Raw genomic sequence first — 22049 nt, forward strand, 5'->3', positions numbered from 1 at the left:
CTAGTATATTTACATTAAACAAGTGCCGGCAGTTTAAAATCTCGTGAACATACAAACGTTTCTTGTGCAATTGCCGGTTCTAGCTCTTTTTCATCTTCTGCTGTCATTTCATTAAGCTGTTCATTTGAAAAATTAATTCTGCCGAGGCCGATCTCTTTTCCTTCTTCATCAAGGATACGGACAACAGCGCCATCCTTGAACCGGCCTTTAACCTCCTGGATATCAGAACGATACAAATTTTCATTTTTATCAATAATGGCGGCTTTGGCATTAGAGTTGATTGTAACCTTGCCTTCTGGACCTGAATGGAAAGCAATCCACTGTCTTTGATTATCGAGGTTAAATGCATCTGATTCCTGTTCGAAATAAGTTCCTTTTGCAGTACCTTCCACAGCATCCAATAAGATATTCTCGGTTCCTGCTTTTCCTAAAAAGGAGTCGATCCCTGCTGCCATCGCAATTTTCACTGCCTGGATCTTTGATTTCATGCCGCCGGTTCCAACAGCACTTCCTGACCCGCCAGCTGCTGCTTCAATTTCCGGTGTAATGGAATGAACATTTTCCAGAAGCTTTGCATTTGGATTATCATTTGGATTGCTGTCATATAGGCCATCAATATCCGATAGAATGATGAGCAGATCAGCATCAATAAGGCCTGCAACCTTCGCAGCAAGGGTATCATTGTCCCCAAATTTCAACCGATCGACTGTAACGGTATCATTTTCATTAATAATTGGAATGATTCCGCGCTCCAATAGCACATTCATCGTGTTATGCATATTTCCATAACGTACTTCATCGGAGAAGTCACTTCGTGTGATTAATATTTGTGAAGCCACATACCCGTGAGATAAAAAGAGTTCTGAGTAAGATTCCATTAGTAGCCCTTGGCCAATTGAAGCTGCAGCCTGCTTTTCCGGAAGTGATGATGGGCGTTCAATGCACCCAAGCTTGCGATAACCCGCTGCTACCGCACCTGATGAAACCACAGCTGTTTCATAGCCTGCATCCTTCAAAGCCACAATTTGCTCCGCAAGATTTTCAAGCTTCCTGCGGCTGATTTCTCCATGCATGCTTGTTAATGAGCTGCTTCCAATCTTAATAACAACTCTTTTTATCTGCTTTTCTTTATTTAACATCCAATACCTCCTGTGAACTATTGCAGCCTTTATAATTGCGGTTCATAAATAAGTACAGGGGCCGAGAAGTTCGCATTGACACAATGGCCGCATGGGGTGGGCCAGAGAGTCAAAAGAATTCGACCGATTTATTCCCCGGGTTTATGAACTTCCTAAAGGCTAGGAAGTGACAAGTGCCCCTTCCAATTCCTTGCTGATTTCCTTCGAGCGTTTCGCAGCATGTTCGACTGCCTGTGAGATGGCTTCTCCTCCGTTAAATTTCCTTAGCGCTTCCAGTCCCGAAGCGGTAGTTCCGTTAGGAGAAGTTACTTTTTCCCTAAGTGAAGTCGGTGCTTCTTCTTTTTCCAGTACCATCTTTGCAGCACCGAAAATGGTTTGCGCCACTATTTTTCGAACCGTTTCTTCATCCATACCTTTTTCTACCCCTACGCGTTCCATGTTTTCCATCAAATAATAGAAATAGGCAGGACCGCTTCCGGCTAACCCCGTAAAAACATCCATTTGGTCTTCATCGATGATATAAACCTCACCCATGCATTCAAGCAGCTCCTTAACCAATTCAACATTAGCCATGCTTGTATTCTTGCCTGCCACGACAGCAGTAGCGGATTCCTGAATCATGCTTGAGGTATTCGGCATCACACGGACAACCTGCTGGCCAGCATTTAAATGCTCTTCCATAAACTCCGTTGTAATGCCTGCTAATACAGAAAGGATCACCTGGTTAGGTTTTAATTTGTCTTTTATAGAATGAAGAGCTTCTTCTGCACCCTTTGGTTTCATGGCTAAAATAAACAAGTCAATCTTTTCAAATGGCAGCTCGCTCTGCGGCATAGCCTGCACACCGTACTTTTCACCCATTTCAACAAGTCTGCCTGCATTGCTCTTGTTTGTAACATAAACTTGATCGGCCGGCATTTTTTCAGCTGTCATAACTCCTGAAATCATTGACTCTGCCATTGAACCTGCGCCTAAAAAAGCAATCGTTTTATTTTCTAACATGGACATCCTCCTTAAGATGATCATTCTGTTCGTAAAACCGTTCGTATTTTTTCAACGTTATCTATCGTAACATGCTGAGACTCATAATCAAGGCTATATCGGAAAGTCAGGAGGATAAGGGCGAGATAGTGAATGAAAACGCTAACATTTACATCTGAACATCCCCTTAGGCTTCCTCAGCAATGATAATCCCTTCTCAAGCCGATATTTGCTGAAATAAAAATCACCACTTTCTGTATAGTCTGCTATATCCGACAATAAGCGACAGTGACTTACCGAATTAAAAATAAAAAAACCCAGCTGGCTGGCTGAGCGATATGAAGGACTATTTATCTTTTCAAACTGCACTTTTGGCTAATTCAGCTCATGCTCCCATAGCCCTAGTTTGCCTTTTGCCGGTATAAAATCATGGAGCATCTGCATATTTTTAATCTCCCAGACGTAGCCTCCCATTCTATAGTCCCCAAGAAAAAATTCATTCCCTGTTATGACTCGTCCATCTTCCAAAATGGCAGAAGATTGATCATTTCCAATGATTTTTAAGCAATTCTCAAGGTTACACTTGGCAATGATCATACCAGTGGGAAGATTCTCACTTAAGTACCCATGCTTCTTTAAGAGATTTTGAATTGCTATATGGCGGCACGCAGCTCTATCTACCTTTATACTTGTATGAATAGCTAAAGATCCTCTATAATTCGTTTTCCAAGACCTTGTTTCAAACTTCGATTCTCTCAGAACAAAAAGACTTGCCCAAGGCTGGATCATTGATAGAACTTTCAAGCTTCTGCACCCTTTCAAATTCTAGAACCTAATTTTAATATGCCCCTGTATCCTTATTTCAATTTTGCAAAGGCTAAAAACAAATACGATTCTTAGCTAAAGAATAGAGTCTTGTTCAGTACTATATTCAGCTTCCCAGTCACTTATTTAAATAACCGCTTTTCCAACCTGGATCTAGTTGTTCTAAAAGTCAACTAAGCTTTTTAGAATTAAAAAAGACCCCCAACCAAATCGGTTGAGAGCCTTTGAAACGCTGATAATTAACGCTTTGAGAACTGAGGAGCACGACGAGCACCTTTAAGACCGTATTTCTTACGCTCTTTCATACGTGCGTCACGAGTTAATAGTCCTGCGCGCTTTAATGTTGGACGGAATTCTGGATCAGCTTGAAGTAACGCACGAGCGATACCGTGGCGGATTGCGCCAGCTTGACCAGTGTATCCACCGCCATTTACATTTACAAGAATGTCATAGCTGTTAAGAGTTTCAGTAGCTACAAGCGGTTGTTTTACAACTTCACGTAAAGCTGCAAAAGGAATGTAATCTGTGATTTCACGACCATTGATGATGATTTTACCGTCGCCTGGAACTAAACGAACACGTGCAACGGAGCTCTTACGACGACCAGTACCAATATATTGAACCTGTGCCAAGTTAATAACCTCCCTAAAAATTATCCACGAAGTTCGTAAACTTCAGGTTGTTGTGCTTGGTGCGGATGTTCGCTACCAGCATATACGTGTAATTTCTTGAACATTTGACGGCCAAGAGAGTTCTTTGGAAGCATGCCTTTGATAGCAAGCTCTAACATTCTCTCAGGGTAGTTTGTACGCATTTCAAGAGCAGTTCTTGTCTTTAGACCGCCTGGGTGCATGCTGTGACGGTAGTAGATCTTGTCAGTAAGCTTTTTCCCAGTAAGTTCGATTTTTGAAGCGTTGATAAGAATAACATGATCACCAGTATCTACATGTGGTGTATAAGTTGGTTTATGTTTACCACGTAAGATTGATGCTACTTCACTAGCAAGACGACCTAGAGTTTTGCCTTCAGCATCAACCACGTACCATTTACGTTCGATATTATTTGAATTCGCCATAAACGTTGTACGCATCAGTTTCCCTCCTAATAAATCCATCATTAATCATTTTGGTTTAATATATTCGACACAATAAGTTCCGGGGCTTATCGTGGTTTTAATAATAATACCATATGCTATATTATAACTTTGACAGTCCAATGTCAAGGGGATGTTACACCTGGTTTAGTTGTTTTAGATCTTTTTTTTAAAAAGAATTTGGCTTTACAACGCGTCCCCGTGGTTCCTCGCTGTTTTTTACCAAAATTTTAATAAAAAACTTTCCATAAATATAAACCTTGGGGAGGCGCTGTTTTCCCTGCAGCAGATCTGTTTTTCTCCTCGATAACAGCAGTCATGGAATCCGGGTCTCTTTCCCCGGACCCAACCTCCAGAAGAGTTCCGACGAGTATGCGGATCATATTATATAAAAAACCAGTGCCTTTAAAACGGAATATGAGCATATCCCCTTCTTCGAGCACCTCGATCTCCTGGATTTCCCTTACCTTATCTTGCACTTCCGTTTTTGCTGAACAGAAGCTCGTGAAATCGTGCGTCCCAACTAAGCCCGCTGCTGCTTTTTTCATAGAGCCAACATTTAAAGCATAAGGAAATTGATAAGCATAATGGCGCTTAAAAGGATCCCTCCTGGACGACAAATGCACGAAGTACCGATATTCCTTCCCTTTGGCATCGAAGCGTACGTGAAAGTCCTCAGCAGCCCTGGCAGCCCCCATGATCGCCAAATCATCCGGCAACAGTGAATTCAGGGCAAGCTCCCACTTTTCAAGAGGAATATTTAGTGGAGAATCAAAGTGAATCACCTGACCACTTGCATGGACGCCAGCATCGGTTCTTCCGGATGCTGTGACCCTTATGTCTTCTCCCTTATGAAGTTTCTTTAAGGCCCGCTCCAGCTCTCCCTGTACGGTCCGCTTATTCGGCTGAACCTGATAGCCGGCAAAATGGGTGCCATCATAGGTAACGATACATTTAAATCTTTGCATAATTCAGCTCCATTACGTTCTCAGCAGAAATAGCACAAGGGTCAGTGCTGCAAGCAGAGCAAGCATTCCTGTATCCTTCAGACCCCAGCTAAGCTGCCGGTATTTCGTTCTGCCTTCCCCGCCTCTGTACCCGCGTGCCTCCATCGCCACTGCAAGCTCCTCAGCCCTTTTAAAAGAACTGACGAACAAGGGGATTAGCAGCGGGATTATGGCTTTAACCCGGTCTTTAATAGGGCCGCTCGTAAAGTCCACTCCCCTTGCTGTTTGTGCCTTCATAATCTTATCTGTTTCCTGCATGAGGGTTGGAATAAACCGAAGAGAAATAGACATCATCAGAGCCAGCTCATGAACCGGAAACTTTATCTTATTTAGAGGAGCGAGCAGACTTTCCAGACCGTCCGTTATTTCAATCGGTGTCGTTGTTAATGTCAAAATGGAAGTCATCAAAATCAGCAGGAAAAAGCGCAATGAAATAAAGATACCCTGCCTCAATCCTTCTTCATAGATGGTTAACCACCCAAACTGGAAGAGGACTTCTCCTTCTTTCGTTAAAAATAAGTGCAGGAATAAAGTAAAAATAACAAGCAGAAGTACTGGCTTCAAGCCCGTATAAATAAACTTGAACGGCACTTTGGACAAAGCGATCATAAAGAAGGTATAAACCGTTAATAAACCGTAAGTCAGAAAATTATTGGCAAGAAACACGATACAGACAAATAAGAAGATAAGAACCAGCTTTGAGCGGGGATCCATCCAATGAATGACAGAATCAGCGGGAACGTAGCGCCCAAAAATCATTTTCTCCATCATTTCGGCGCACCCCTCTTCACTAATGATGCTACCTCTTCCGTCAGCTCTTCCATTGTTAAACAAGTCTTAGAGAAACGGATGTTGAATAACCTTTCAAATTTCTGCTGAAAACGGACAACCTCTGGGACATCAAGGCCAAGTTTAAGCAACCCCTCAGGTGAGGAAAAGATTTCTTTAGGTGTTCCCTTCTCATACACTTCTCCGTTATGCATAATCACAATCTGGTCAGCGTAACGGGAGGCATCCTCCATGCTATGAGTTACCAGCACAGTTGACAGCCCTCTGGTTTGATGCAAGCTAAAGAACATATCCATAATCTCTTTTCTGCCTCGCGGATCAAGGCCCGCAGTGGGCTCATCCAGGACAATAACATCTGGTTCCATAGCAAGCACACCGGCAATGGCAACACGCCTCATTTGCCCGCCAGATAGATCAAACGGAGACTTGTTCAGGATTTCTTCTGGAAGTCCAACTTGCAGGATTGCTGCACGTGCCCTTTTTTTGGCTTCCATTTCAGAAACTCCAAAATTCATGGGGCCAAAACATATATCTTTTTCTACCGTTTCCTCAAACAGCTGATGCTCTGGAAACTGAAATACGATTCCGACCCTTTGGCGGACTTCCTTAAGCTTTTTCTGTTTTTTCTCTGCAGTAATGACTCGATCACCAATAACCACCTTGCCTTCTTTCGGCTTCAGCAGCGCATTCAAATGCTGGAGAACAGTAGACTTTCCAGACCCTGTATGCCCAATGATAGCCAGGAAGGTCCCGGTTGGGATATCGATGGATACATCTTTTATCGCAAGGCGTTCAAATGGCGTATTAACCTGGTATCGGTATTCTACATCTTGGAGTGAAATGTCCATAACTCTTCCACCAACTCTTCTTCAGATAAATAATGCCTGGATAAGGGCAATCCTTTTTCCCTTAACATTTTGCTAAGCTTAACAGGAAAGGGGATATCTAAACCGAGCTTAACTAGCTCGTCATCCATTTGAAAGATTTCCTCAGGTGTTCCCTCACGATAAAGCTGTCCTTTGTTCATGACCAGAATACGGTCCGCCTTTGCGGCTTCCTCTAAATCATGAGTAATCGAGATAACCGTCATATTATAATCCTTCTTAAGCTCTCTAACTGTTTCCAAAACTTCTTCACGCCCTCTTGGATCCAGCATGGAGGTAGACTCATCAAGGATAATGATATCCGGCCTTAAGGCGATGACGCCTGCAATCGCTACCCTTTGCTTCTGGCCTCCGGAAAGATGGTGCGGCTCTTGATCAAGAAATTGTGCCATTTTGACTTTTTCTAATGATTGAGTAACTCTTTGCACCATGTCATTTCTTTCAATTCCATGGTTTTCTAAACCAAAAGCCACATCATCTTGAACCGTAGTTCCAACAAACTGGTTATCCGGATTTTGAAAAACCATGCCGATCTTCTTTCTGGTCTCCCATACAGTATGCTCTGCCAATTTCATTCCGCCAACTGTTATGATCCCTTCAAGAGGAAAATGCAAACCATTCAGGAGCTTGGCAAGCGTCGACTTTCCTGAACCGTTATGACCTACAATAGCTAGCCATTCTCCCTTAAAAATAGTAAATGAAACATCTCGAAGGGCATATTCAGACTCAGCATCGTATTTAAACGAGACATTCTCTAATACAACCAGTGGCTCTTTCATCTCGATTCCTCCTCTCAACTCTGCTTCTCTCTTTTTTCAGCTCTGCTCATAATAAATCTTTGCTGCCTAAACTTACTATATTTTTTGCCTAATAAAAAACCCGCCATTTTTGGCGAGCTTTAATAGTTCGATAATAGGTTATTTAACTGGATAGCAAGCGTTGAATGTAACCATTCTCCCACACTTGTACGATACAAGAAAACTGGATTTCTGCTATCTAAGCTTATTGGATGCCTATTATGCCTCCCTATTAAAAGCTCATACTTAAGCAGTATGGTGGTTCTTGCTATTAAAAAAGCCTGCACCTCTTTCCGTCAGATAGAAATCCTGTCCATCGCATTAATAGAAAACGGAAGAGGTGCGTGAGCTAGACGAGACAGTGTACCAGGAAAAAGGAGAGCCTTTTAAGAAGGAAGGTACAAAAATCCCTTCATCCTGTTTAAAAGATGTACATGCTCATCATAACGCTCGTTTTTTTGCTTGGTTAACGGACACCTTACAAATTAAGGAAGGTATCCACGTTATAGAAAAAGGGCAAAGAACAAGTTTCTGATTAAACTGTCCCGCGCCCTTTCCTTTAAAATTATACTAACTCGATAATTACCATTGGCGCACCGTCTCCACGACGAGGTCCAAGCTTCATAATACGAGTGTATCCGCCTTGGCGCTCTTCATAACGAGTTGCGATGTCGCTGAATAGTTTTTGAACTGCATCTTGCTTAGTTTCAGCGTTTGCTACCTCATTACGAACAAAAGCTGATGCTTGACGACGAGCATGCAAGTCGCCACGCTTTCCAAGAGTGATCATTTTCTCAACAACTGAACGAAGTTCTTTCGCACGAGCTTCAGTTGTTTCGATGCGCTCATTGATGATTAGATCTGTTGCTAAGTCACGCAGCATAGCTTTACGTTGTGCACTAGTGCGTCCTAACTTTCTGTATCCCATGAAAGTTTCCCTCCTTTGTTGAAGTCATTCAATCTGCTGAAAGCATACATAAATTGATAATTAACTAATGTTAACTTATCAATCGTCTTTACGTAAGCCCAGTCCAAGATCTTCTAATTTATGTTTTACTTCCTCAAGAGACTTTCTGCCCAAGTTTCGAACCTTCATCATATCCTCTTCAGTCTTATTAGCTAACTCCTGAACAGTGTTGATGCCAGCACGCTTTAAACAGTTGTAAGAACGTACAGAAAGATCCAGTTCTTCAATTGTCATCTCAAGTACTTTCTCTTTTTGATCTTCTTCTTTTTCAACCATGATTTCGGCATTTTGAGCTTCATCAGTCAAACCGACAAATATATTCAAATGCTCAGTTAAGATCTTCGCTCCAAGTGCAACCGCATCTTGAGGACCTGTACTTCCGTCAGTCCAAACATCGAATGTTAACTTATCATAGTTAGTCATTTGCCCCACACGTGTATTCTCTACCTGATATGAAATACGAGCTACTGGAGTGTAGATGGAATCGATCGGAATCACACCAATCGGCTGATCTTCTCTCTTGTTTTGGTCAGCTGGTGTATAGCCGCGTCCACGCTTCGCAGTTAAGCGCATGCGCAAGTGGGCATTTGAACCAAGAGTGGCGATATGAAGATCCGGATTAAGGATTTCAACATCACTGTCATGGGTTACGTCAGCTGCTTTTACTACACCTTCACCCTGTACATCTATTTCTAATGTCTTTTCTTCATCAGAGTAGATTTTAAGTGCTAGTTTTTTAATGTTTAAAATGATAGATGTTACATCTTCTACGACGCCTTCAATTGTTGAGAACTCATGAAGTACCCCATCAATTTGGATCGATGTGACAGCGGCACCTGGGAGTGAGGATAAAAGGATACGACGTAAGGAGTTACCCAAAGTTGTACCATATCCACGCTCAAGTGGCTCTACGACGAACTTGCCGTACTTGGCATCATCGCTGATCTCAACCGTTTCGATTTTTGGTTTTTCTATTTCGATCATCAAAATATACCCTCCTTCAAAACGTCGAAACCCCGGCTAGCAATCTCTAACCGAAATTCCCCCATGTATACGTTCCCGTTTTGTGCACAACAACTGGAATAATTGTTCTGTATGAGCTAAAAAATTAGTATCATATCCCATTATAGACAAGGATACAAAATCTATACAGAAAAATTATACACGGCGGCGTTTTGGTGGTCGACATCCGTTATGTGGAACAGGAGTTACGTCTCTGATTGCAGTAACCTCAAGGCCGGCAGCTTGAAGAGCACGGATAGCAGCTTCACGTCCTGCACCAGGTCCTTTTACAGTTACTTCAAGGGATTTCATACCATGTTCCTGAGAAGTTTTAGCTGCAGTTTCAGCTGCCATCTGAGCTGCGAATGGAGTAGATTTACGAGAACCTCTGAATCCAAGAGCTCCGGCACTTGACCAGGAAACAGCATTTCCATGAACATCAGTAATAGTTACGATTGTGTTATTGAAAGTAGAACGGATATGTGCAATACCTTGTTCAATATTCTTTTTCACACGACGTTTACGTGTATTAGTTTTACGAGCCATTTATAGTACCTCCTTTACCGATTATTTCTTCTTGTTCGCTACAGTCTTACGAGGACCTTTGCGTGTACGTGCGTTGTTTTTAGTGTTTTGTCCGCGAACCGGTAAACCACGGCGATGACGTAGACCGCGATAGCTTCCGATCTCCATTAAACGCTTGATGTTAAGTGAAACCTCACGGCGAAGGTCACCTTCAACTTTTAGTTTGTCAATGATGTCACGGATTTTGTTTAATTCATCTTCCGTTAAATCACGAACACGAGTGTCTTCAGAAACACCAGCTTCAGCTAGAATCTTCTGAGCTGTAGATTTACCAATACCAAAGATATAAGTTAATGAGATTACTACACGCTTTTCACGTGGAATATCTACACCAGCAATACGTGCCATTCGTTAGCGCACCTCCTTCATTTTAGCCTTGTTTTTGTTTATGTTTAGGGTTTTCACAGATAACCATTACTTTTCCACGTCTGCGGATAACTTTACACTTTTCGCAGATTGGTTTAACTGATGGTCTTACTTTCATTATCCTAACCTCCTTAATAGTACGGAGTGCAATGATTATTTAAAACGATATGTGATTCTACCGCGTGTTAAATCATATGGAGATAGCTCAACTGTTACTTTATCTCCAGGTAAGATACGGATGAAATGCATACGGATTTTACCGGAAACATGAGCCAGCACTGTATGACCATTTTCTAATTCTACCTTAAACATTGCATTTGGCAAAGTATCAATAACTGTGCCTTCTATTTCAATTACATCGTCTTTCGCCATTGAACGATTCTCCCTTCTTTATATCATATACGAATTCCTTTACATACTTTGCAAGAGCAAAGCGCAACTTTCCGTTTGTTACACGGCCGGTCTCTTTGAGACTGCTCTGAACTTCTGGAGAGATATAATTACGCAATTGCAGATGCTGAATGTTCTTTTTCTTTGGGTGATCGAACTTCTTCTTCTCACCGTCAGCAAGCAAAACAAACCTTTCATCCAACAACCTTATAATTATAGCATATTGACCAGCATCGCGCCCGCGTTTGATCAAAACAATTTGACCAGGCTGCGGATTCGAATCAGAATCAACCAATGGAATCACCTGCACCTTAGGCTTTTGTTAATATTTCATAACCGGATTCAGTGATCGCTATTGTATGCTCAAAGTGTGCACACATTTTACCGTCAACCGTCACAACAGTCCAGTTATCGGCTAACGTTTTCACATAACGACTTCCTGCATTCACCATCGGTTCAATTGCAAGTACCATACCCGGCTTTAAACGCGGCCCTCTGTTGGGCGGTCCATAATGAGGAATTTGGGGGTCCTCATGTAAGTCTTGCCCTACACCATGGCCGACATACTCGCGCACAATGGAAAAGCCATTAGATTCCGCATACGTTTGGATAGCATGGGAGATGTTCGACAAGCGCTCACCCGGTTTTGCTTCTGCCAGGCCTTTATATAATGATTCCTCCGTCACATCCATAAGACGCTGGGCATCCTCATCAATTTTGCCTACCGCATAAGTCCAGGCTGAGTCACCATGATAACCGTTATATTTAGCACCAATATCAATGCTGATTATATCACCATTATTTAATACTCTTTCACCAGGAATGCCATGAACAAGTTCATCATTGACTGAAGCACATATACTTCCGCGGAATCCATTATACCCTTTGAAAGATGGGATTGCATCGTGTCTACGAATAAACATGTCAGCAATTTCATCTAATTCCAAGGTTGTGATTCCAGGTTCAATGTGTTTCTTCAGTTCCTGGTGTGTAAGTGCTACGATCCGGCCGGCCTCACGCATTATTTCAATTTCACGCGGGGTTTTGCAAATGATCATTGTAAGCCCCCGAGCAAAGCATCAAGATCAGAAAATACTTTATTAATATCTTGCTGACCATCAATATTGCGCAGATATCCTTTCGTTTCGTAGAAATCAAGCAACGGTTTTGTTTGTTTAATATTAACGTCAAGTCTATTCTGAACAGTAGCTTCGTTATCATCTGCACGCTGGTACAATTCTCCGCCGCAGCGATCGCACACTCCATCTTTCGCTGGAGGATTGAATACCAAATGATAAGTAGCTCCGCAATCTTTACAAATGCGGCGTCCTGTAAGACGTTCCATTAGAATGCTCTGATCGACATCAATATTAATAACATAATCGATTTTTTTATTCAAATCAGAAAGGATGTCTTCAAGGGCATCAGCTTGGGCTACCGTTCTTGGGAAGCCATCAAGCAAAAAGCCTTTTTCGCAATCATCCTTGCTTAAACGTTCACGGACAATGCCGATTGTAACTTCATCAGGTACAAGTTCACCTTTATCCATGAATGATTTAGCTTTAAGGCCTAGTTCCGTTTCGCCTTTAATAGCCGCACGGAACATATCTCCAGTAGAGATATGAGGGATGCCGTATTTTTGGACGATCTTCTCAGCTTGTGTACCTTTGCCGGCACCAGGGAGCCCCATTAATACTAAATTCACGTCAATTTCCCCCTAGTCTCTAAATGGTTTTAGGGAACACGCTGTCCCCTTCAACCAAATTATTTTATGAAACCTTTATAATGACGCTTAACCAGCTGTGCTTCAAGCTGCTTCATTGTTTCAAGTGCAACACCGACTACGATTAGCAGGCTTGTGCCCCCGATTTGTGCAGATTCAGGCAATCCAGCGATATTAATGAAGAATACCGGCAGAATTGAAATAACTGTTAGGAACAGCGCACCAACAAATGTTAAACGGTATAAGACGCGAGTCAAATATTCCTGCGTGTTATTTCCTGGACGAATGCCCGGAATATAACCGCCCTGCTTCTTCAAGTTTTCCGCAACTTGTTCCGGATTCACCTGAATGAAAGCATAGAAATAAGTAAAAGCAATAATTAATGCACTATAAATGACCATTCCGATTGGAGTCGTATAGTCAAAAATTCTCTGAACCCATAACGTGACATCATTTTGTTCGAAGAAACCTGCAATGGTTCTTGGAGTAATGATAAATGATATGGCAAAGATTACCGGAATTACTCCAGCTGCATTAACTTTTAAAGGAAGATGTGTTGATTGTCCGCCAGCAGAATTTTTTCCTGCTGTCACACGCTTAGCGTATTGAATAGGAATTTTTCTTAATGCTTGCTGGATAAAGATTGTACCCACAACAATAGCAACAACTGCGATTAAGATAAGCAATACTGTCACAATGCGAAGGAATAGCTGTTCTCCTGCATTTTCAAACTGCTGTGCATAGATCTGGTTTACCGTTGAAGGAATACCAGCTACGATACCAGCAAAGATAATGATGGAGATTCCATTGCCTACGCCTTTTGAAGTAATTTGCTCCCCAAGCCACATTAAAAATGCAGTTCCGGCAGTCAATACTACAGCAATTAACAAATATGATCCTATTCCCGGATTCTCAATCAGCATTCCGCCTGCAAGGTTATTAAACCCATAAGACATACCGAGAGCCTGGATAAAACCAAGCACGATTGTAAAGTAACGGGTAAACTGAGCTAACTTACGGCGTCCAACCTCACCTTGCTTAGACCATTCCGTAAACTTAGGAACGACATCCATCTGCAAAAGCTGCACAATAATGGAAGCAGTAATATACGGCATGATCCCCATAGCAAGGATCGAGAAGTTAAGGAGCGCCCCGCCGCCGAATGTATTCAGGACACCGAATACATTAAGTTCATCCTGGGCTTTTAACAGATCAGCATTTACGCCCGGTACAGGAATAAATGTACCGATGCGAAATACGATCAGCATTAAAAGGGTGAAAATAATCTTTCGTCTTATATCACCCACACGCATAAAATTGGAGATTGTCTGAAACATTAAATCACCTCAGTTTTACCGCCGGCCGCTTCAATAGCTTCCTTTGCAGCAGAGGAGAATTTATGAGCTTTTACTGTAAGCTTTTTCTCAACTTTGCCTTTTGCAAGAATCTTGATTCCTGCTTTTTCATTGCTTACTACACCAGTTTCGATAAGAAGCTCAGGTGTTACTTCTGCTCCGTCTTCGAAACGGTTTAGAGCATCAAGGTTCACAACCGCGTATTCTTTACGGTTGATGTTAGTGAAACCGCGCTTAGGTAAGCGTTGGAATAAAGGTGTTTGACCACCCTCGAATCCAGGACGGACACCGCCGCCAGAACGAGCGTTTTGACCTTTATGACCCTTACCAGCAGTTTTACCATTACCGGAACCGATACCACGGCCTTTGCGTTTGCGTTCTTGACGAGAACCTTCTGCAGGCTTTAATTCATGAAGTTTCATGTTGGCACCTCCTTATTTGTAGAAGAATAGAATTATTTTTCTTTTACCACAACAAGGTGAGCAACTTTGTTGATCATTCCGCGGATAGCAGGATTATCTTGATGCTCAACTGTTTGGTGCATTTTACGTAAGCCAAGAGCCTTAACTGTTTCGCGCTGGTCTTGCGGGCGACCAATCACGCTGCGAGTGAGGGTAACTTCTAGTTTATTCGCCATTTGATATCCCTCCTTATCCTAACAGTTCTTCTACTGATTTACCACGTAATTTCGCTACGTCCTCAGCACGTTTTAATTGTGTTAAACCGTTCAAAGTGGCGCGAACCATGTTGATTGGTGTGTTTGTACCTAAAGATTTAGATAGGATATCACCAACACCAGCTAATTCTAGAACCGCACGAACTGGACCGCCGGCGATTACACCAGTACCTTCAGAAGCAGGCTTAAGAAGGATTTCTCCAGCACCGAAATGTCCGATTACCTGGTGAGGAATTGTAGTTCCAACCATAGGCACTTCGATTAAGTTTTTCTTAGCATCTTCAATTGCTTTGCGGATCGCTTCAGGAACTTCCTGTGCTTTTCCTGTACCAAAGCCAACGTGACCGTTTTTGTCACCTACTACTACAAGAGCAGAGAAACGAAAACGACGTCCACCTTTAACAACCTTTGCTACACGATTAACCGTAACTACGCGCTCTTCAAGTTCAAGTTTGTTTGGATCAATACGACGCATCTTTTTGTGTCCCTCCTTTGTCTATTAAAATTCTAAACCATTTTCACGTGCTGCATCTGCTAATGCTTGAACACGTCCATGATATAGATAGCCACCACGATCGAAAACGATAGCTTTAACGCCTTTTTCGACTGCGCGTTTTGCAACTAATTCTCCAACCTTAACTGCTGCATCAACGTTGCCAGTAGCATCAAGGTTTACTTCTTTATCTAATGTAGAAGCACTTGCTACAGTAACTCCGTTTACATCATCAATAAGTTGAGCATAAATGTGTTTGTTTGAACGATACACATTTAAACGAGGACGAGCCGCAGTTCCAGAAAGCTTCGCACGCACACGAGCATGTCTTTTCTTACGAACTGCATTTTTATCAGCCTTCGTAATCATTTCGGTCACTCCTTTCGTTTACCTATGCGGCATTACTTACCTGTTTTACCTTCTTTACGACGAACATATTCGCCTTCATAACGGATACCTTTGCCTTTATAAGGCTCTGGAGGACGAACTTCACGGATGTTGGCAGCTAATGCTCCAACACGCTCTTTGTTAGTACCTTTAACAATGATCTTTGTGTTAGATGGTACTTCAACTTCAAGACCTTCTTCAGGCTCGATTTCAACAGGATGAGAGTAACCAACGTTTAAAACAAGCTTTTTGCCTTGTTTTTGAGCACGGTAACCGACGCCGATAAGCTCAAGTCCTCTTTCAAATCCCTTAGACACACCCTCAACCATGTTAGCAAGAAGTGCGCGAGTAGTTCCGTGCAATGCGCGGTGTTCTTTTGCTTCAGATGGACGGGAAACGTTAATTACGTTTTCTTCCACCTTAATTTCGATATCTGGGTTGAATGAACGTGAAAGTTCACCTTTAGGACCCTTTACAGTAACTGTGTTCTTGTCAAGAGTAACAGTAACACCAGATGGAATTTCGATTGGTTTTTTACCTATACGAGACATTTAATTGCACCTCCATTCATGAAAAACTCTATTACCAAACGTATCCTAAAACTTCTCCGCCGACTTGTTTAGCGCGAGCTTCTTTATCAGTAAGAACTCCTTGAGAAGTAGAAACTAGTGCGATTCCAAGACCGTTAAGTACACGAGGTACTTCATCAGCCTTTGCGTATACACGAAGACCAGGCTTACTGATACGCTTAAGACCAGTGATAACGCGTTCGTTGTTTGAACCGTATTTCAAGAAAATGCGGATGATACCTTGCTTGTTGTCTTCGATAAGCTCAACATCACGTACAAAACCTTCACGCTTTAAGATATCAGCAATTTCTTTTTTGATATTAGAAGCAGGAACTTCTAATTTTTCGTGACGAACCATATTCGCATTACGGATGCGAGTTAGCAAGTCTGCAATTGGATCTGTCATGACCATTGTTTTTACCTCCTTCCCATACTTGGGGTTTACCAGCTAGCTTTTTTCACGCCAGGAATTTGTCCTTTATATGCTAATTCACGGAAACAAATACGACAAAGCTTAAATTTACGGTATACAGAATGTGGACGTCCGCAACGTTCGCAGCGTGTGTATTCTTGTACCTTATGTTTAGGCGTGCGTTTTTGCTTCGCAATCATTGACTTTTTAGCCACGTTTTCGCCTCCCTCTATTTAGCGATTACTTTTGGAATGGCATTCCAAATTGAGTTAAAAGTTCACGAGCTTCTTCATCAGTGTTAGCTGTAGTTACGATAACGATATCCATACCACGAACTTTGCTTACTTTATCGTAATCAATCTCAGGGAAGATCAACTGTTCTTTGACACCTAGAGTATAGTTACCACGGCCGTCAAATGACTTTTTGGAGATACCGCGGAAGTCACGTACACGTGGAAGAGATACAGATACTAACTTATCAAAGAATTCATACATGCGCTCTCCACGAAGAGTAACTTTTGCACCGATTGGCATACCTTCACGAAGGCGGAAACCAGCGATTGATTTCTTAGCACGAGTGATAACAGGCTTTTGGCCAGTAATCAACGTTAATTCCTCAACTGCTTTATCAAGTGCTTTTGCGTTTTGAACAGCGTCACCAACACCCATGTTGATAACGATTTTATCAAGCTTAGGTACTTGCATAACTGATTTATAGTTAAACTTGCTCATTAGAGCAGGAGTAATTTCTTTTACTTGCTTTTCTTTTAGGCGGTTCATTCATTGTACCTCCCTTCTTCTTTAAACTATTTATCTAGAACTTCACCGGATTTTGTTGCTACACGTACTTTTTTGCCATCAACCGTTTTATAGCCTACACGAGTTGGTTCACCAGACTTAGGATCGATAGGCATAACGTTTGATACATGAACAGGTGCCTCTTGGCTGATAATTCCGCCTTGCGGATTCATCTGTGAAGGCTTTGAGTGTTTTTTTACAATGTTCACACCTTCAACAAGTACTCGACTTTGTTTAGGGAACGCTGCAAGAATTACGCCCGTTTTGCCTTTATCCTTACCAGAGATGACCATAACTTTGTCACCTTTTTTCACATGCATCTGTGCGCACCTCCTTAAAGGCAATTTAATTTGTTTTTATAATACTTCTGGAGCTAAAGATACAATTTTCATGAAGTTGTTTTCGCGAAGTTCACGAGCAACAGGTCCGAAGATACGAGTTCCGCGCGGGCCTTTGTCATCACGAATAATTACACATGCGTTTTCATCGAAACGAATGTAAGTACCGTCATTACGGCGAACACCGCTCTTTGTTCGAACTACTACCGCTTTAACAACATCACCTTTTTTAACAACGCCACCAGGTGTTGCTTGTTTCACTGTACAAACGATAACATCGCCGATATTAGCAGTTTTGCGGCCAGAGCCACCAAGAACTTTAATTGTAAGTACCTCACGAGCACCAGAGTTGTCAGCAACTTTTAAACGTGATTCTTGTTGAATCATGTGTGTAACCTCCCTTCGGGATAAAGCTTATTCCGTACAATTAGATAATTACTGCTTTTTCAACAACTTCTACAAGACGGAAGCGTTTAGTCGCAGATAGTGGACGAGTTTCCATAATACGAACGATATCGCCCATTTTTGCTTCGTTTTGCTCATCATGAGCTTTAAACTTTTTAGAGTACTTAACGCGTTTACCGTATAAAGGATGCTTTTTATAAGTTTCTACAAGGACTGTAACTGTCTTATCCATTTTGTCAGAAACGACGCGTCCAGTGTAAACTTTGCGTTGGTTGCGTTCACTCATTGTGCGAACCTCCTCTCAATATCACTTGCTAAAGCCGATTTCTCTTTCACGAATTACAGTTTTCATGCGGGCAATCGCTTTGCGTACTTCACGAATACGAGCTGTATTTTCAAGTTGTCCAGTCGCCAATTGAAAGCGAAGGTTGAATAGCTCTTCTTTTAATGATTTAACTTTTTGTTCTATTTCGGCAGTGGTAAGGTCACGAATTTCATTAGCTTTCATTTGATTCACCACCAATTTCTTCTCGTTTTACAAACTTGCACTTAACAGGAAGTTTGTGTGATGCAAGACGTAATGCTTCACGAGCGATCTCTTCAGATACACCTGCGATTTCAAACATTACTTTACCAGGCTTTACTACTGCTACCCATCCTTCTGGAGCACCTTTACCGGAACCCATGCGGACTTCTAGAGGCTTTGCAGTGTAAGGCTTATGCGGGAATATTTGAATCCAAACTTTACCGCCACGTTTCATGTAACGAGTCATTGCGATACGTGCAGATTCAATCTGTCGGTTTGTGATCCATGAAGCCTCAAGAGCTTGTAAACCATATTCACCGAAGTTCACTTCAGTGCCGCCTTTTGATTGACCACGCATTTTTCCGCGGTGTACACGACGATATTTTACGCGTTTTGGCAATAACATATTATTTGCCTCCTTCCCCAGTTTTCTTCTTCGTAGGAAGGACCTCTCCACGATAGATCCATACTTTTACGCCTAATTTACCGTAAGTTGTATCAGCTTCAGCTGTAGCATAATCGATATCAGCACGAAGAGTATGAAGTGGAACTGTTCCTTCGCTGTATGATTCTGAACGAGCGATATCAGCACCGCCTAAACGACCAGATACCATTGTTTTGATACCCTTAGCGCCAGCGCGCATTGCACGTTGAATAGTTTGTTTTTGAGCACGACGGAAAGATACGCGGTTTTCTAATTGACGAGCAATATTTTCCGCTACCAATTTCGCATCGATATCAGCTCTCTTAATTTCAAGAATGTTGATATGAACACGCTTGCCAGTTAATGAGTTAAGAGATTTACGAAGCGCTTCAACCTCAGTACCACCTTTACCGATAACCATACCTGGTTTCGCAGTGTGGATTGTGATGTTCAGGCGATTAGCAGCACGTTCGATTTCTACTTTAGAAACAGAAGCATCGCTTAGACGCTTTGTGATGTACTCACGAACCTTAAGGTCTTCGTGTAAAAGATCAGCATAGTCTTTGCCTGCGTACCATTTTGACTCCCAATCACGGATGACACCGATACGCAAACCGACTGGATTTACTTTTTGACCCACTGATTATCCCTCCTTCTTTTCTGATAAAACGATAGTAATATGACTAGTACGTTTGTTAATTTGGCTTGCACGGCCCATAGCGCGAGGACGGAAACGTTTTAAAGTTGGTCCTTCGTCTACGAACGCTTGAGCAACCACTAAATTATTAACGTCCATTTCGTAGTTGTGCTCAGCGTTAGCTAGTGCAGATTTTAATACTTTTTCTACGATTGGAGAAGCAGCTTTAGGTGTAAGGTTTAAAATCGCCACTGCTTCGCCTACTTGCTTTCCTCGAATTAAATCTACGACTAAACGAGCTTTACGAGGAGCAATACGAACTGTTCTTGCAACAGCTTTAGCTTGCATTAGAATGCCCTCCTCTCATTAACGTCTTGTTTTCTTATCATCATTGCCATGGCCTTTGTACGCACGAGTTGGAGCAAATTCTCCAAGCTTGTGGCCTACCATGTCTTCAGTGATGTATACAGGCACATGTTTACGACCATCATAAACTGCGATTGTGTGTCCGATGAATTGTGGGAAGATCGTAGAACGGCGAGACCAAGTTTTAGTAACTTGTTTGCTTTCTGTTTCGTTTAGCTTTTCGATCTTTGTCATTAAATGTTCATCAACAAAAGGTCCTTTTTTTAAGCTGCGACCCATGATTGAACCTCCCTTCGTGATTGCTCTACGGTTCTTATGTGGAACCGTAGTACAATCCCGTTATTTTTTACGACGACGTACGATAAATTTATCCGATTTGTTGTTCTTCTTGCGTGTCTTGTAACCAAGTGTTGGCTTGCCCCAAGGAGTCATAGGAGACTTACGTCCGATTGGCGCACGTCCTTCACCACCACCGTGTGGGTGATCGTTAGGGTTCATTACAGAACCACGTACAGTTGGGCGCTTGCCTAACCAGCGTGAACGTCCTGCTTTACCAATGTTAATAAGCTCGTGCTGCTCGTTGCCGACTTGACCAACAGTAGCGCGGCACTCAGCAAGAATCATGCGAACCTCACCAGAGTTTAAACGAACTAGTACGTATTTGCCCTCTTTACCAAGAACCTGTGCAGAAGTACCTGCAGAACGTACTAATTGTCCGCCCTTACCAGGCTTTAATTCGATGTTGTGGATTACAGTACCCACTGGAATGTTGATAAGTGGAAGTGCATTACCCACTTTGATGTCAGCTTCTGGACCAGACATTACTTCCATGCCCACTTGTAAATTCTTAGGTGCAAGGATGTAACGCTTTTCTCCATCTACATAGTTAATTAGTGCAATATTTGCAGAGCGGTTTGGATCATACTCGATTGTGGCAACGCGTCCTGGAATGCCATCTTTGTTACGTTTAAAATCGATTAAACGATATTGACGTTTATGACCGCCGCCTTGATGACGAACTGTCAACTTACCTTGGTTGTTACGGCCGCCTTTTCTCTTTAAAGGAGCAAGTAAAGACTTTTCCGGTTGATTAGTCGTGATTTCCGCGAAATCAGAAACCGTCATGCCGCGACGACCATTAGAGGTAGGTTTATACTTTTTAATCGCCATTTCGTTTCCCTCCTCTTCTAGTTATAGTATTAAGCTTCAAATAGCTCGATTTCTTGGCTGTCAGATGTTAATTTAACGATTGCTTTGCGGCGTTTGTTAGTGTAACCGCCGAATTTGCCCATACGCTTGAACTTGCCTTTGTAGTTCATGATGTTAACTTTCTCAACCTTAACGCCAAAGATTTGCTCTACAGCGTCTTTAACTTGAGTTTTGTTAGCTCTAACGTCAACTTCGAACGTATATTTTTTATCAGCCATAATATCAGTAGAACGTTCAGTGATAACGGGGCGCTTAATGATTTCGCGTGCATCCATTATGCAAGCACCTCCTCTACTTTTTCAACCGCTGCTTTTGTCATGATTAGCTTATCATGGTTTAAAACATCTAAAACAGTGATTCCAGAAGCAGATACAACTGTTACTCCAGGGATGTTGCGAGCAGATAATGCTACGTTTTCATCTAGGTCAGCAGTAACGATTAGTGCTTTTGAATCAACAGAAAGACCAGTTAATACACCTTTGAAGTCTTTTGTTTTAGGAGTTTCGAAAGCAAGGCCTTCTAATACTAGGATGTTTTCTTCTAATGCTTTAGAAGATAACGCAGATTTGATTGCCAAACGGCGAACCTTTTTAGGTAATTTGTAGCTGTAGCTGCGTGGTACAGGACCAAATACAGTACCGCCTCCGCGCCATTGTGGTGAACGGATGGAACCTTGACGAGCACGGCCTGTGCCTTTTTGGCGCCATGGCTTGCGTCCTCCGCCCGCTACTTCAGAACGAATTTTAGTTTTATGAGTCCCTTGACGTAATGAAGCTCTTTGCATAACAACAGCTTCAAATAATACGTGCTGGTTAGGCTCAACACCAAAGATCGCATCATTAAGTTCGATATCACCAACTTTAGATCCGCTTTGGTTAAACAATGCTACTTTCGGCATTCTGTTTT

General features: G+C 42.2%; 38 protein-coding genes. All 38 read right to left on the reverse strand.

The window, feature by feature from the left end; translation table 11 throughout:
• Nucleotides 1-14: 14 nt before the first annotated feature.
• The 38 genes from proB to rplD all read right to left on the reverse strand — a co-directional run bounded on the left by proB (nt 15) and on the right by rplD (nt 22041).
• Nucleotides 15-1139 carry a glutamate 5-kinase gene (gene proB / locus AC3ZVC_RS03750; protein ID WP_490066310.1) on the reverse strand — a complete coding sequence of 375 codons (1125 nt, stop codon included), beginning with the start codon at nt 1137-1139 and terminating at the stop codon, nt 15-17.
• Nucleotides 1140-1298: 159 nt separating this feature from the next.
• On the reverse strand, nt 1299-2141 hold the full coding sequence (proC, locus tag AC3ZVC_RS03755) for a pyrroline-5-carboxylate reductase (protein WP_490066311.1): 843 nt from the start codon (nt 2139-2141) through the stop codon (nt 1299-1301).
• Between the two features lie 354 nt (nt 2142-2495).
• Nucleotides 2496-2924 (reverse strand): ASCH domain-containing protein, encoded by a 429-nt coding sequence (locus AC3ZVC_RS03760; protein ID WP_490066312.1) that lies wholly within the window; start codon nt 2922-2924, stop codon nt 2496-2498.
• A 260-nt stretch (nt 2925-3184) separates the two neighbouring features.
• Nucleotides 3185-3577, reverse strand: a complete 393-nt coding sequence (gene rpsI / locus AC3ZVC_RS03765) for a 30S ribosomal protein S9 (protein ID WP_026583690.1) — start codon at nt 3575-3577, stop codon at nt 3185-3187.
• A gap of 20 nt (nt 3578-3597) precedes the next feature.
• On the reverse strand, nt 3598-4035 hold the full coding sequence (gene rplM, locus AC3ZVC_RS03770) for a 50S ribosomal protein L13 (RefSeq protein ID WP_214727167.1): 438 nt from the start codon (nt 4033-4035) through the stop codon (nt 3598-3600).
• Between the two features lie 233 nt (nt 4036-4268).
• Nucleotides 4269-5006 carry a tRNA pseudouridine(38-40) synthase TruA gene (gene truA, locus AC3ZVC_RS03775; protein ID WP_490066313.1) on the reverse strand — a complete coding sequence of 246 codons (738 nt, stop codon included), beginning with the start codon at nt 5004-5006 and terminating at the stop codon, nt 4269-4271.
• 12 nt (nt 5007-5018) lie between these two features.
• Nucleotides 5019-5816, reverse strand: a complete 798-nt coding sequence (locus tag AC3ZVC_RS03780) for an energy-coupling factor transporter transmembrane component T family protein (RefSeq protein ID WP_490066314.1) — start codon at nt 5814-5816, stop codon at nt 5019-5021.
• The gene (locus AC3ZVC_RS03785) at nt 5813-6682 is read right to left on the reverse strand and encodes an energy-coupling factor ABC transporter ATP-binding protein (protein ID WP_490066315.1); all 870 of its coding nucleotides are present in this window, start codon (nt 6680-6682) and stop codon (nt 5813-5815) included. The genes AC3ZVC_RS03780 and AC3ZVC_RS03785 overlap by 4 nt, the downstream gene beginning before the upstream one ends.
• Nucleotides 6658-7497: an energy-coupling factor ABC transporter ATP-binding protein gene (locus AC3ZVC_RS03790; RefSeq protein ID WP_490066316.1), complete on the reverse strand. Its 840-nt coding sequence runs from the start codon at nt 7495-7497 to the stop codon at nt 6658-6660. The genes AC3ZVC_RS03785 and AC3ZVC_RS03790 overlap by 25 nt, the downstream gene beginning before the upstream one ends.
• A gap of 583 nt (nt 7498-8080) precedes the next feature.
• Complete coding sequence (gene rplQ / locus AC3ZVC_RS03795; RefSeq protein ID WP_214727162.1) at nt 8081-8443, reverse strand: 50S ribosomal protein L17; 363 nt, start codon at nt 8441-8443, stop codon at nt 8081-8083.
• A 78-nt stretch (nt 8444-8521) separates the two neighbouring features.
• Nucleotides 8522-9466 carry a DNA-directed RNA polymerase subunit alpha gene (locus AC3ZVC_RS03800; RefSeq protein WP_159869776.1) on the reverse strand — a complete coding sequence of 315 codons (945 nt, stop codon included), beginning with the start codon at nt 9464-9466 and terminating at the stop codon, nt 8522-8524.
• Between the two features lie 174 nt (nt 9467-9640).
• Nucleotides 9641-10030, reverse strand: coding sequence for a 30S ribosomal protein S11 (gene rpsK / locus AC3ZVC_RS03805; RefSeq protein WP_264806442.1), 390 nt, complete (start codon nt 10028-10030; stop codon nt 9641-9643).
• Between the two features lie 21 nt (nt 10031-10051).
• Complete coding sequence (gene rpsM / locus AC3ZVC_RS03810) at nt 10052-10417, reverse strand: 30S ribosomal protein S13 (RefSeq protein WP_110067561.1); 366 nt, start codon at nt 10415-10417, stop codon at nt 10052-10054.
• 22 nt (nt 10418-10439) lie between these two features.
• A complete protein-coding gene (rpmJ, locus tag AC3ZVC_RS03815; protein WP_000868344.1) occupies nt 10440-10553 on the reverse strand; it encodes a 50S ribosomal protein L36 in 114 nt (37 codons plus the stop codon).
• A 35-nt stretch (nt 10554-10588) separates the two neighbouring features.
• Nucleotides 10589-10807 carry a translation initiation factor IF-1 gene (gene infA / locus AC3ZVC_RS03820; protein ID WP_066192222.1) on the reverse strand — a complete coding sequence of 73 codons (219 nt, stop codon included), beginning with the start codon at nt 10805-10807 and terminating at the stop codon, nt 10589-10591.
• Complete coding sequence (locus AC3ZVC_RS03825; protein WP_490066317.1) at nt 10785-11120, reverse strand: KOW motif-containing protein; 336 nt, start codon at nt 11118-11120, stop codon at nt 10785-10787. The genes infA and AC3ZVC_RS03825 overlap by 23 nt, the downstream gene beginning before the upstream one ends.
• A 16-nt stretch (nt 11121-11136) precedes the next feature.
• Entirely contained in the window at nt 11137-11883 is a 747-nt protein-coding gene (gene map, locus AC3ZVC_RS03830; protein ID WP_490066318.1) for a type I methionyl aminopeptidase, read from the reverse strand.
• The gene (locus AC3ZVC_RS03835; protein ID WP_214727158.1) at nt 11880-12530 is read right to left on the reverse strand and encodes an adenylate kinase; all 651 of its coding nucleotides are present in this window, start codon (nt 12528-12530) and stop codon (nt 11880-11882) included. The genes map and AC3ZVC_RS03835 overlap by 4 nt, the downstream gene beginning before the upstream one ends.
• Before the next feature lie 59 nt (nt 12531-12589).
• A complete protein-coding gene (secY, locus tag AC3ZVC_RS03840) occupies nt 12590-13885 on the reverse strand; it encodes a preprotein translocase subunit SecY (RefSeq protein ID WP_214727157.1) in 1296 nt (431 codons plus the stop codon).
• Entirely contained in the window at nt 13885-14325 is a 441-nt protein-coding gene (rplO, locus tag AC3ZVC_RS03845) for a 50S ribosomal protein L15 (protein WP_214727156.1), read from the reverse strand. The genes secY and rplO overlap by 1 nt, the downstream gene beginning before the upstream one ends.
• Before the next feature lie 32 nt (nt 14326-14357).
• Nucleotides 14358-14540 (reverse strand): 50S ribosomal protein L30, encoded by a 183-nt coding sequence (gene rpmD, locus AC3ZVC_RS03850; protein ID WP_009336598.1) that lies wholly within the window; start codon nt 14538-14540, stop codon nt 14358-14360.
• Nucleotides 14541-14553: 13 nt separating this feature from the next.
• On the reverse strand, nt 14554-15054 hold the full coding sequence (gene rpsE / locus AC3ZVC_RS03855) for a 30S ribosomal protein S5 (RefSeq protein WP_026583677.1): 501 nt from the start codon (nt 15052-15054) through the stop codon (nt 14554-14556).
• A 24-nt stretch (nt 15055-15078) separates the two neighbouring features.
• Complete coding sequence (gene rplR / locus AC3ZVC_RS03860; RefSeq protein WP_110067556.1) at nt 15079-15441, reverse strand: 50S ribosomal protein L18; 363 nt, start codon at nt 15439-15441, stop codon at nt 15079-15081.
• 32 nt (nt 15442-15473) lie between these two features.
• Nucleotides 15474-16010 carry a 50S ribosomal protein L6 gene (gene rplF, locus AC3ZVC_RS03865; protein ID WP_144546245.1) on the reverse strand — a complete coding sequence of 179 codons (537 nt, stop codon included), beginning with the start codon at nt 16008-16010 and terminating at the stop codon, nt 15474-15476.
• Nucleotides 16011-16041: 31 nt separating this feature from the next.
• Nucleotides 16042-16440 carry a 30S ribosomal protein S8 gene (gene rpsH / locus AC3ZVC_RS03870; protein WP_110067554.1) on the reverse strand — a complete coding sequence of 133 codons (399 nt, stop codon included), beginning with the start codon at nt 16438-16440 and terminating at the stop codon, nt 16042-16044.
• Between the two features lie 29 nt (nt 16441-16469).
• A complete protein-coding gene (gene rpsN / locus AC3ZVC_RS03875; protein ID WP_009336593.1) occupies nt 16470-16655 on the reverse strand; it encodes a 30S ribosomal protein S14 in 186 nt (61 codons plus the stop codon).
• A gap of 25 nt (nt 16656-16680) precedes the next feature.
• A complete protein-coding gene (gene rplE, locus AC3ZVC_RS03880) occupies nt 16681-17220 on the reverse strand; it encodes a 50S ribosomal protein L5 (RefSeq protein WP_144546243.1) in 540 nt (179 codons plus the stop codon).
• 26 nt (nt 17221-17246) lie between these two features.
• Nucleotides 17247-17558, reverse strand: coding sequence for a 50S ribosomal protein L24 (rplX, locus tag AC3ZVC_RS03885; RefSeq protein ID WP_214727154.1), 312 nt, complete (start codon nt 17556-17558; stop codon nt 17247-17249).
• 36 nt (nt 17559-17594) lie between these two features.
• On the reverse strand, nt 17595-17963 hold the full coding sequence (rplN, locus tag AC3ZVC_RS03890; protein WP_009336590.1) for a 50S ribosomal protein L14: 369 nt from the start codon (nt 17961-17963) through the stop codon (nt 17595-17597).
• Between the two features lie 40 nt (nt 17964-18003).
• Entirely contained in the window at nt 18004-18267 is a 264-nt protein-coding gene (gene rpsQ / locus AC3ZVC_RS03895; protein WP_214727151.1) for a 30S ribosomal protein S17, read from the reverse strand.
• 21 nt (nt 18268-18288) lie between these two features.
• The gene (gene rpmC, locus AC3ZVC_RS03900) at nt 18289-18489 is read right to left on the reverse strand and encodes a 50S ribosomal protein L29 (RefSeq protein ID WP_009336588.1); all 201 of its coding nucleotides are present in this window, start codon (nt 18487-18489) and stop codon (nt 18289-18291) included.
• A complete protein-coding gene (rplP, locus tag AC3ZVC_RS03905) occupies nt 18479-18913 on the reverse strand; it encodes a 50S ribosomal protein L16 (protein WP_009336587.1) in 435 nt (144 codons plus the stop codon). Before rplP ends, rpmC begins: the two co-directional genes overlap by 11 nt.
• 1 nt (nt 18914) lies before the next feature.
• Complete coding sequence (rpsC, locus tag AC3ZVC_RS03910) at nt 18915-19571, reverse strand: 30S ribosomal protein S3 (RefSeq protein ID WP_035332293.1); 657 nt, start codon at nt 19569-19571, stop codon at nt 18915-18917.
• A gap of 3 nt (nt 19572-19574) precedes the next feature.
• Nucleotides 19575-19916, reverse strand: a complete 342-nt coding sequence (gene rplV, locus AC3ZVC_RS03915; protein ID WP_009336582.1) for a 50S ribosomal protein L22 — start codon at nt 19914-19916, stop codon at nt 19575-19577.
• Between the two features lie 18 nt (nt 19917-19934).
• Nucleotides 19935-20213, reverse strand: coding sequence for a 30S ribosomal protein S19 (gene rpsS / locus AC3ZVC_RS03920; protein WP_009336580.1), 279 nt, complete (start codon nt 20211-20213; stop codon nt 19935-19937).
• Nucleotides 20214-20273: 60 nt separating this feature from the next.
• Nucleotides 20274-21104: a 50S ribosomal protein L2 gene (gene rplB, locus AC3ZVC_RS03925; protein WP_490066319.1), complete on the reverse strand. Its 831-nt coding sequence runs from the start codon at nt 21102-21104 to the stop codon at nt 20274-20276.
• Between the two features lie 29 nt (nt 21105-21133).
• Nucleotides 21134-21418 (reverse strand): 50S ribosomal protein L23, encoded by a 285-nt coding sequence (gene rplW / locus AC3ZVC_RS03930; RefSeq protein ID WP_490066320.1) that lies wholly within the window; start codon nt 21416-21418, stop codon nt 21134-21136.
• Nucleotides 21418-22041, reverse strand: a complete 624-nt coding sequence (gene rplD / locus AC3ZVC_RS03935) for a 50S ribosomal protein L4 (RefSeq protein ID WP_214727147.1) — start codon at nt 22039-22041, stop codon at nt 21418-21420. Before rplD ends, rplW begins: the two co-directional genes overlap by 1 nt.
• Between the last annotated feature and the right edge of the window lie 8 nt (nt 22042-22049).

It is taken from the genome of Cytobacillus sp. C11.1, assembly GCF_058145115.1.

Excerpts from the sequence above, each read along its gene's own strand:
- proB (WP_490066310.1), bottom strand. The coding sequence starts at position 1,139 with ATGTTAAATAAAGAAAAGCAGATAAAAAGAGTTGTTATTAAGATTGGA.
- proC (WP_490066311.1), bottom strand. The coding sequence starts at position 2,141 with ATGTTAGAAAATAAAACGATTGCTTTTTTAGGCGCAGGTTCAATGGCA.
- rplM (WP_214727167.1), bottom strand. The coding sequence starts at position 4,035 with ATGCGTACAACGTTTATGGCGAATTCAAATAATATCGAACGTAAATGG.
- truA (WP_490066313.1), bottom strand. The coding sequence starts at position 5,006 with ATGCAAAGATTTAAATGTATCGTTACCTATGATGGCACCCATTTTGCC.
- AC3ZVC_RS03780 (WP_490066314.1), bottom strand. The coding sequence starts at position 5,816 with ATGATGGAGAAAATGATTTTTGGGCGCTACGTTCCCGCTGATTCTGTC.
- AC3ZVC_RS03785 (WP_490066315.1), bottom strand. The coding sequence starts at position 6,682 with ATGGACATTTCACTCCAAGATGTAGAATACCGATACCAGGTTAATACG.
- AC3ZVC_RS03790 (WP_490066316.1), bottom strand. The coding sequence starts at position 7,497 with ATGAAAGAGCCACTGGTTGTATTAGAGAATGTCTCGTTTAAATACGAT.
- rplQ (WP_214727162.1), bottom strand. The coding sequence starts at position 8,443 with ATGGGATACAGAAAGTTAGGACGCACTAGTGCACAACGTAAAGCTATG.
- AC3ZVC_RS03800 (WP_159869776.1), bottom strand. The coding sequence starts at position 9,466 with ATGATCGAAATAGAAAAACCAAAAATCGAAACGGTTGAGATCAGCGAT.
- rpsK (WP_264806442.1), bottom strand. The coding sequence starts at position 10,030 with ATGGCTCGTAAAACTAATACACGTAAACGTCGTGTGAAAAAGAATATT.
- rpsM (WP_110067561.1), bottom strand. The coding sequence starts at position 10,417 with ATGGCACGTATTGCTGGTGTAGATATTCCACGTGAAAAGCGTGTAGTA.
- rpmJ (WP_000868344.1), bottom strand. The coding sequence starts at position 10,553 with ATGAAAGTAAGACCATCAGTTAAACCAATCTGCGAAAAGTGTAAAGTT.
- infA (WP_066192222.1), bottom strand. The coding sequence starts at position 10,807 with ATGGCGAAAGACGATGTAATTGAAATAGAAGGCACAGTTATTGATACT.
- map (WP_490066318.1), bottom strand. The coding sequence starts at position 11,883 with ATGATCATTTGCAAAACCCCGCGTGAAATTGAAATAATGCGTGAGGCC.
- secY (WP_214727157.1), bottom strand. The coding sequence starts at position 13,885 with ATGTTTCAGACAATCTCCAATTTTATGCGTGTGGGTGATATAAGACGA.
- rplO (WP_214727156.1), bottom strand. The coding sequence starts at position 14,325 with ATGAAACTTCATGAATTAAAGCCTGCAGAAGGTTCTCGTCAAGAACGC.
- rpmD (WP_009336598.1), bottom strand. The coding sequence starts at position 14,540 with ATGGCGAATAAACTAGAAGTTACCCTCACTCGCAGCGTGATTGGTCGC.
- rpsE (WP_026583677.1), bottom strand. The coding sequence starts at position 15,054 with ATGCGTCGTATTGATCCAAACAAACTTGAACTTGAAGAGCGCGTAGTT.
- rplR (WP_110067556.1), bottom strand. The coding sequence starts at position 15,441 with ATGATTACGAAGGCTGATAAAAATGCAGTTCGTAAGAAAAGACATGCT.
- rplF (WP_144546245.1), bottom strand. The coding sequence starts at position 16,010 with ATGTCTCGTATAGGTAAAAAACCAATCGAAATTCCATCTGGTGTTACT.
- rpsH (WP_110067554.1), bottom strand. The coding sequence starts at position 16,440 with ATGGTCATGACAGATCCAATTGCAGACTTGCTAACTCGCATCCGTAAT.
- rplE (WP_144546243.1), bottom strand. The coding sequence starts at position 17,220 with ATGAACCGCCTAAAAGAAAAGCAAGTAAAAGAAATTACTCCTGCTCTA.
- rplX (WP_214727154.1), bottom strand. The coding sequence starts at position 17,558 with ATGCATGTGAAAAAAGGTGACAAAGTTATGGTCATCTCTGGTAAGGAT.
- rplN (WP_009336590.1), bottom strand. The coding sequence starts at position 17,963 with ATGATTCAACAAGAATCACGTTTAAAAGTTGCTGACAACTCTGGTGCT.
- rpsQ (WP_214727151.1), bottom strand. The coding sequence starts at position 18,267 with ATGAGTGAACGCAACCAACGCAAAGTTTACACTGGACGCGTCGTTTCT.
- rpmC (WP_009336588.1), bottom strand. The coding sequence starts at position 18,489 with ATGAAAGCTAATGAAATTCGTGACCTTACCACTGCCGAAATAGAACAA.
- rplP (WP_009336587.1), bottom strand. The coding sequence starts at position 18,913 with ATGTTATTGCCAAAACGCGTAAAATATCGTCGTGTACACCGCGGAAAA.
- rplV (WP_009336582.1), bottom strand. The coding sequence starts at position 19,916 with ATGCAAGCTAAAGCTGTTGCAAGAACAGTTCGTATTGCTCCTCGTAAA.
- rpsS (WP_009336580.1), bottom strand. The coding sequence starts at position 20,213 with ATGGGTCGCAGCTTAAAAAAAGGACCTTTTGTTGATGAACATTTAATG.
- rplB (WP_490066319.1), bottom strand. The coding sequence starts at position 21,104 with ATGGCGATTAAAAAGTATAAACCTACCTCTAATGGTCGTCGCGGCATG.
- rplW (WP_490066320.1), bottom strand. The coding sequence starts at position 21,418 with ATGGATGCACGCGAAATCATTAAGCGCCCCGTTATCACTGAACGTTCT.
- rplD (WP_214727147.1), bottom strand. The coding sequence starts at position 22,041 with ATGCCGAAAGTAGCATTGTTTAACCAAAGCGGATCTAAAGTTGGTGAT.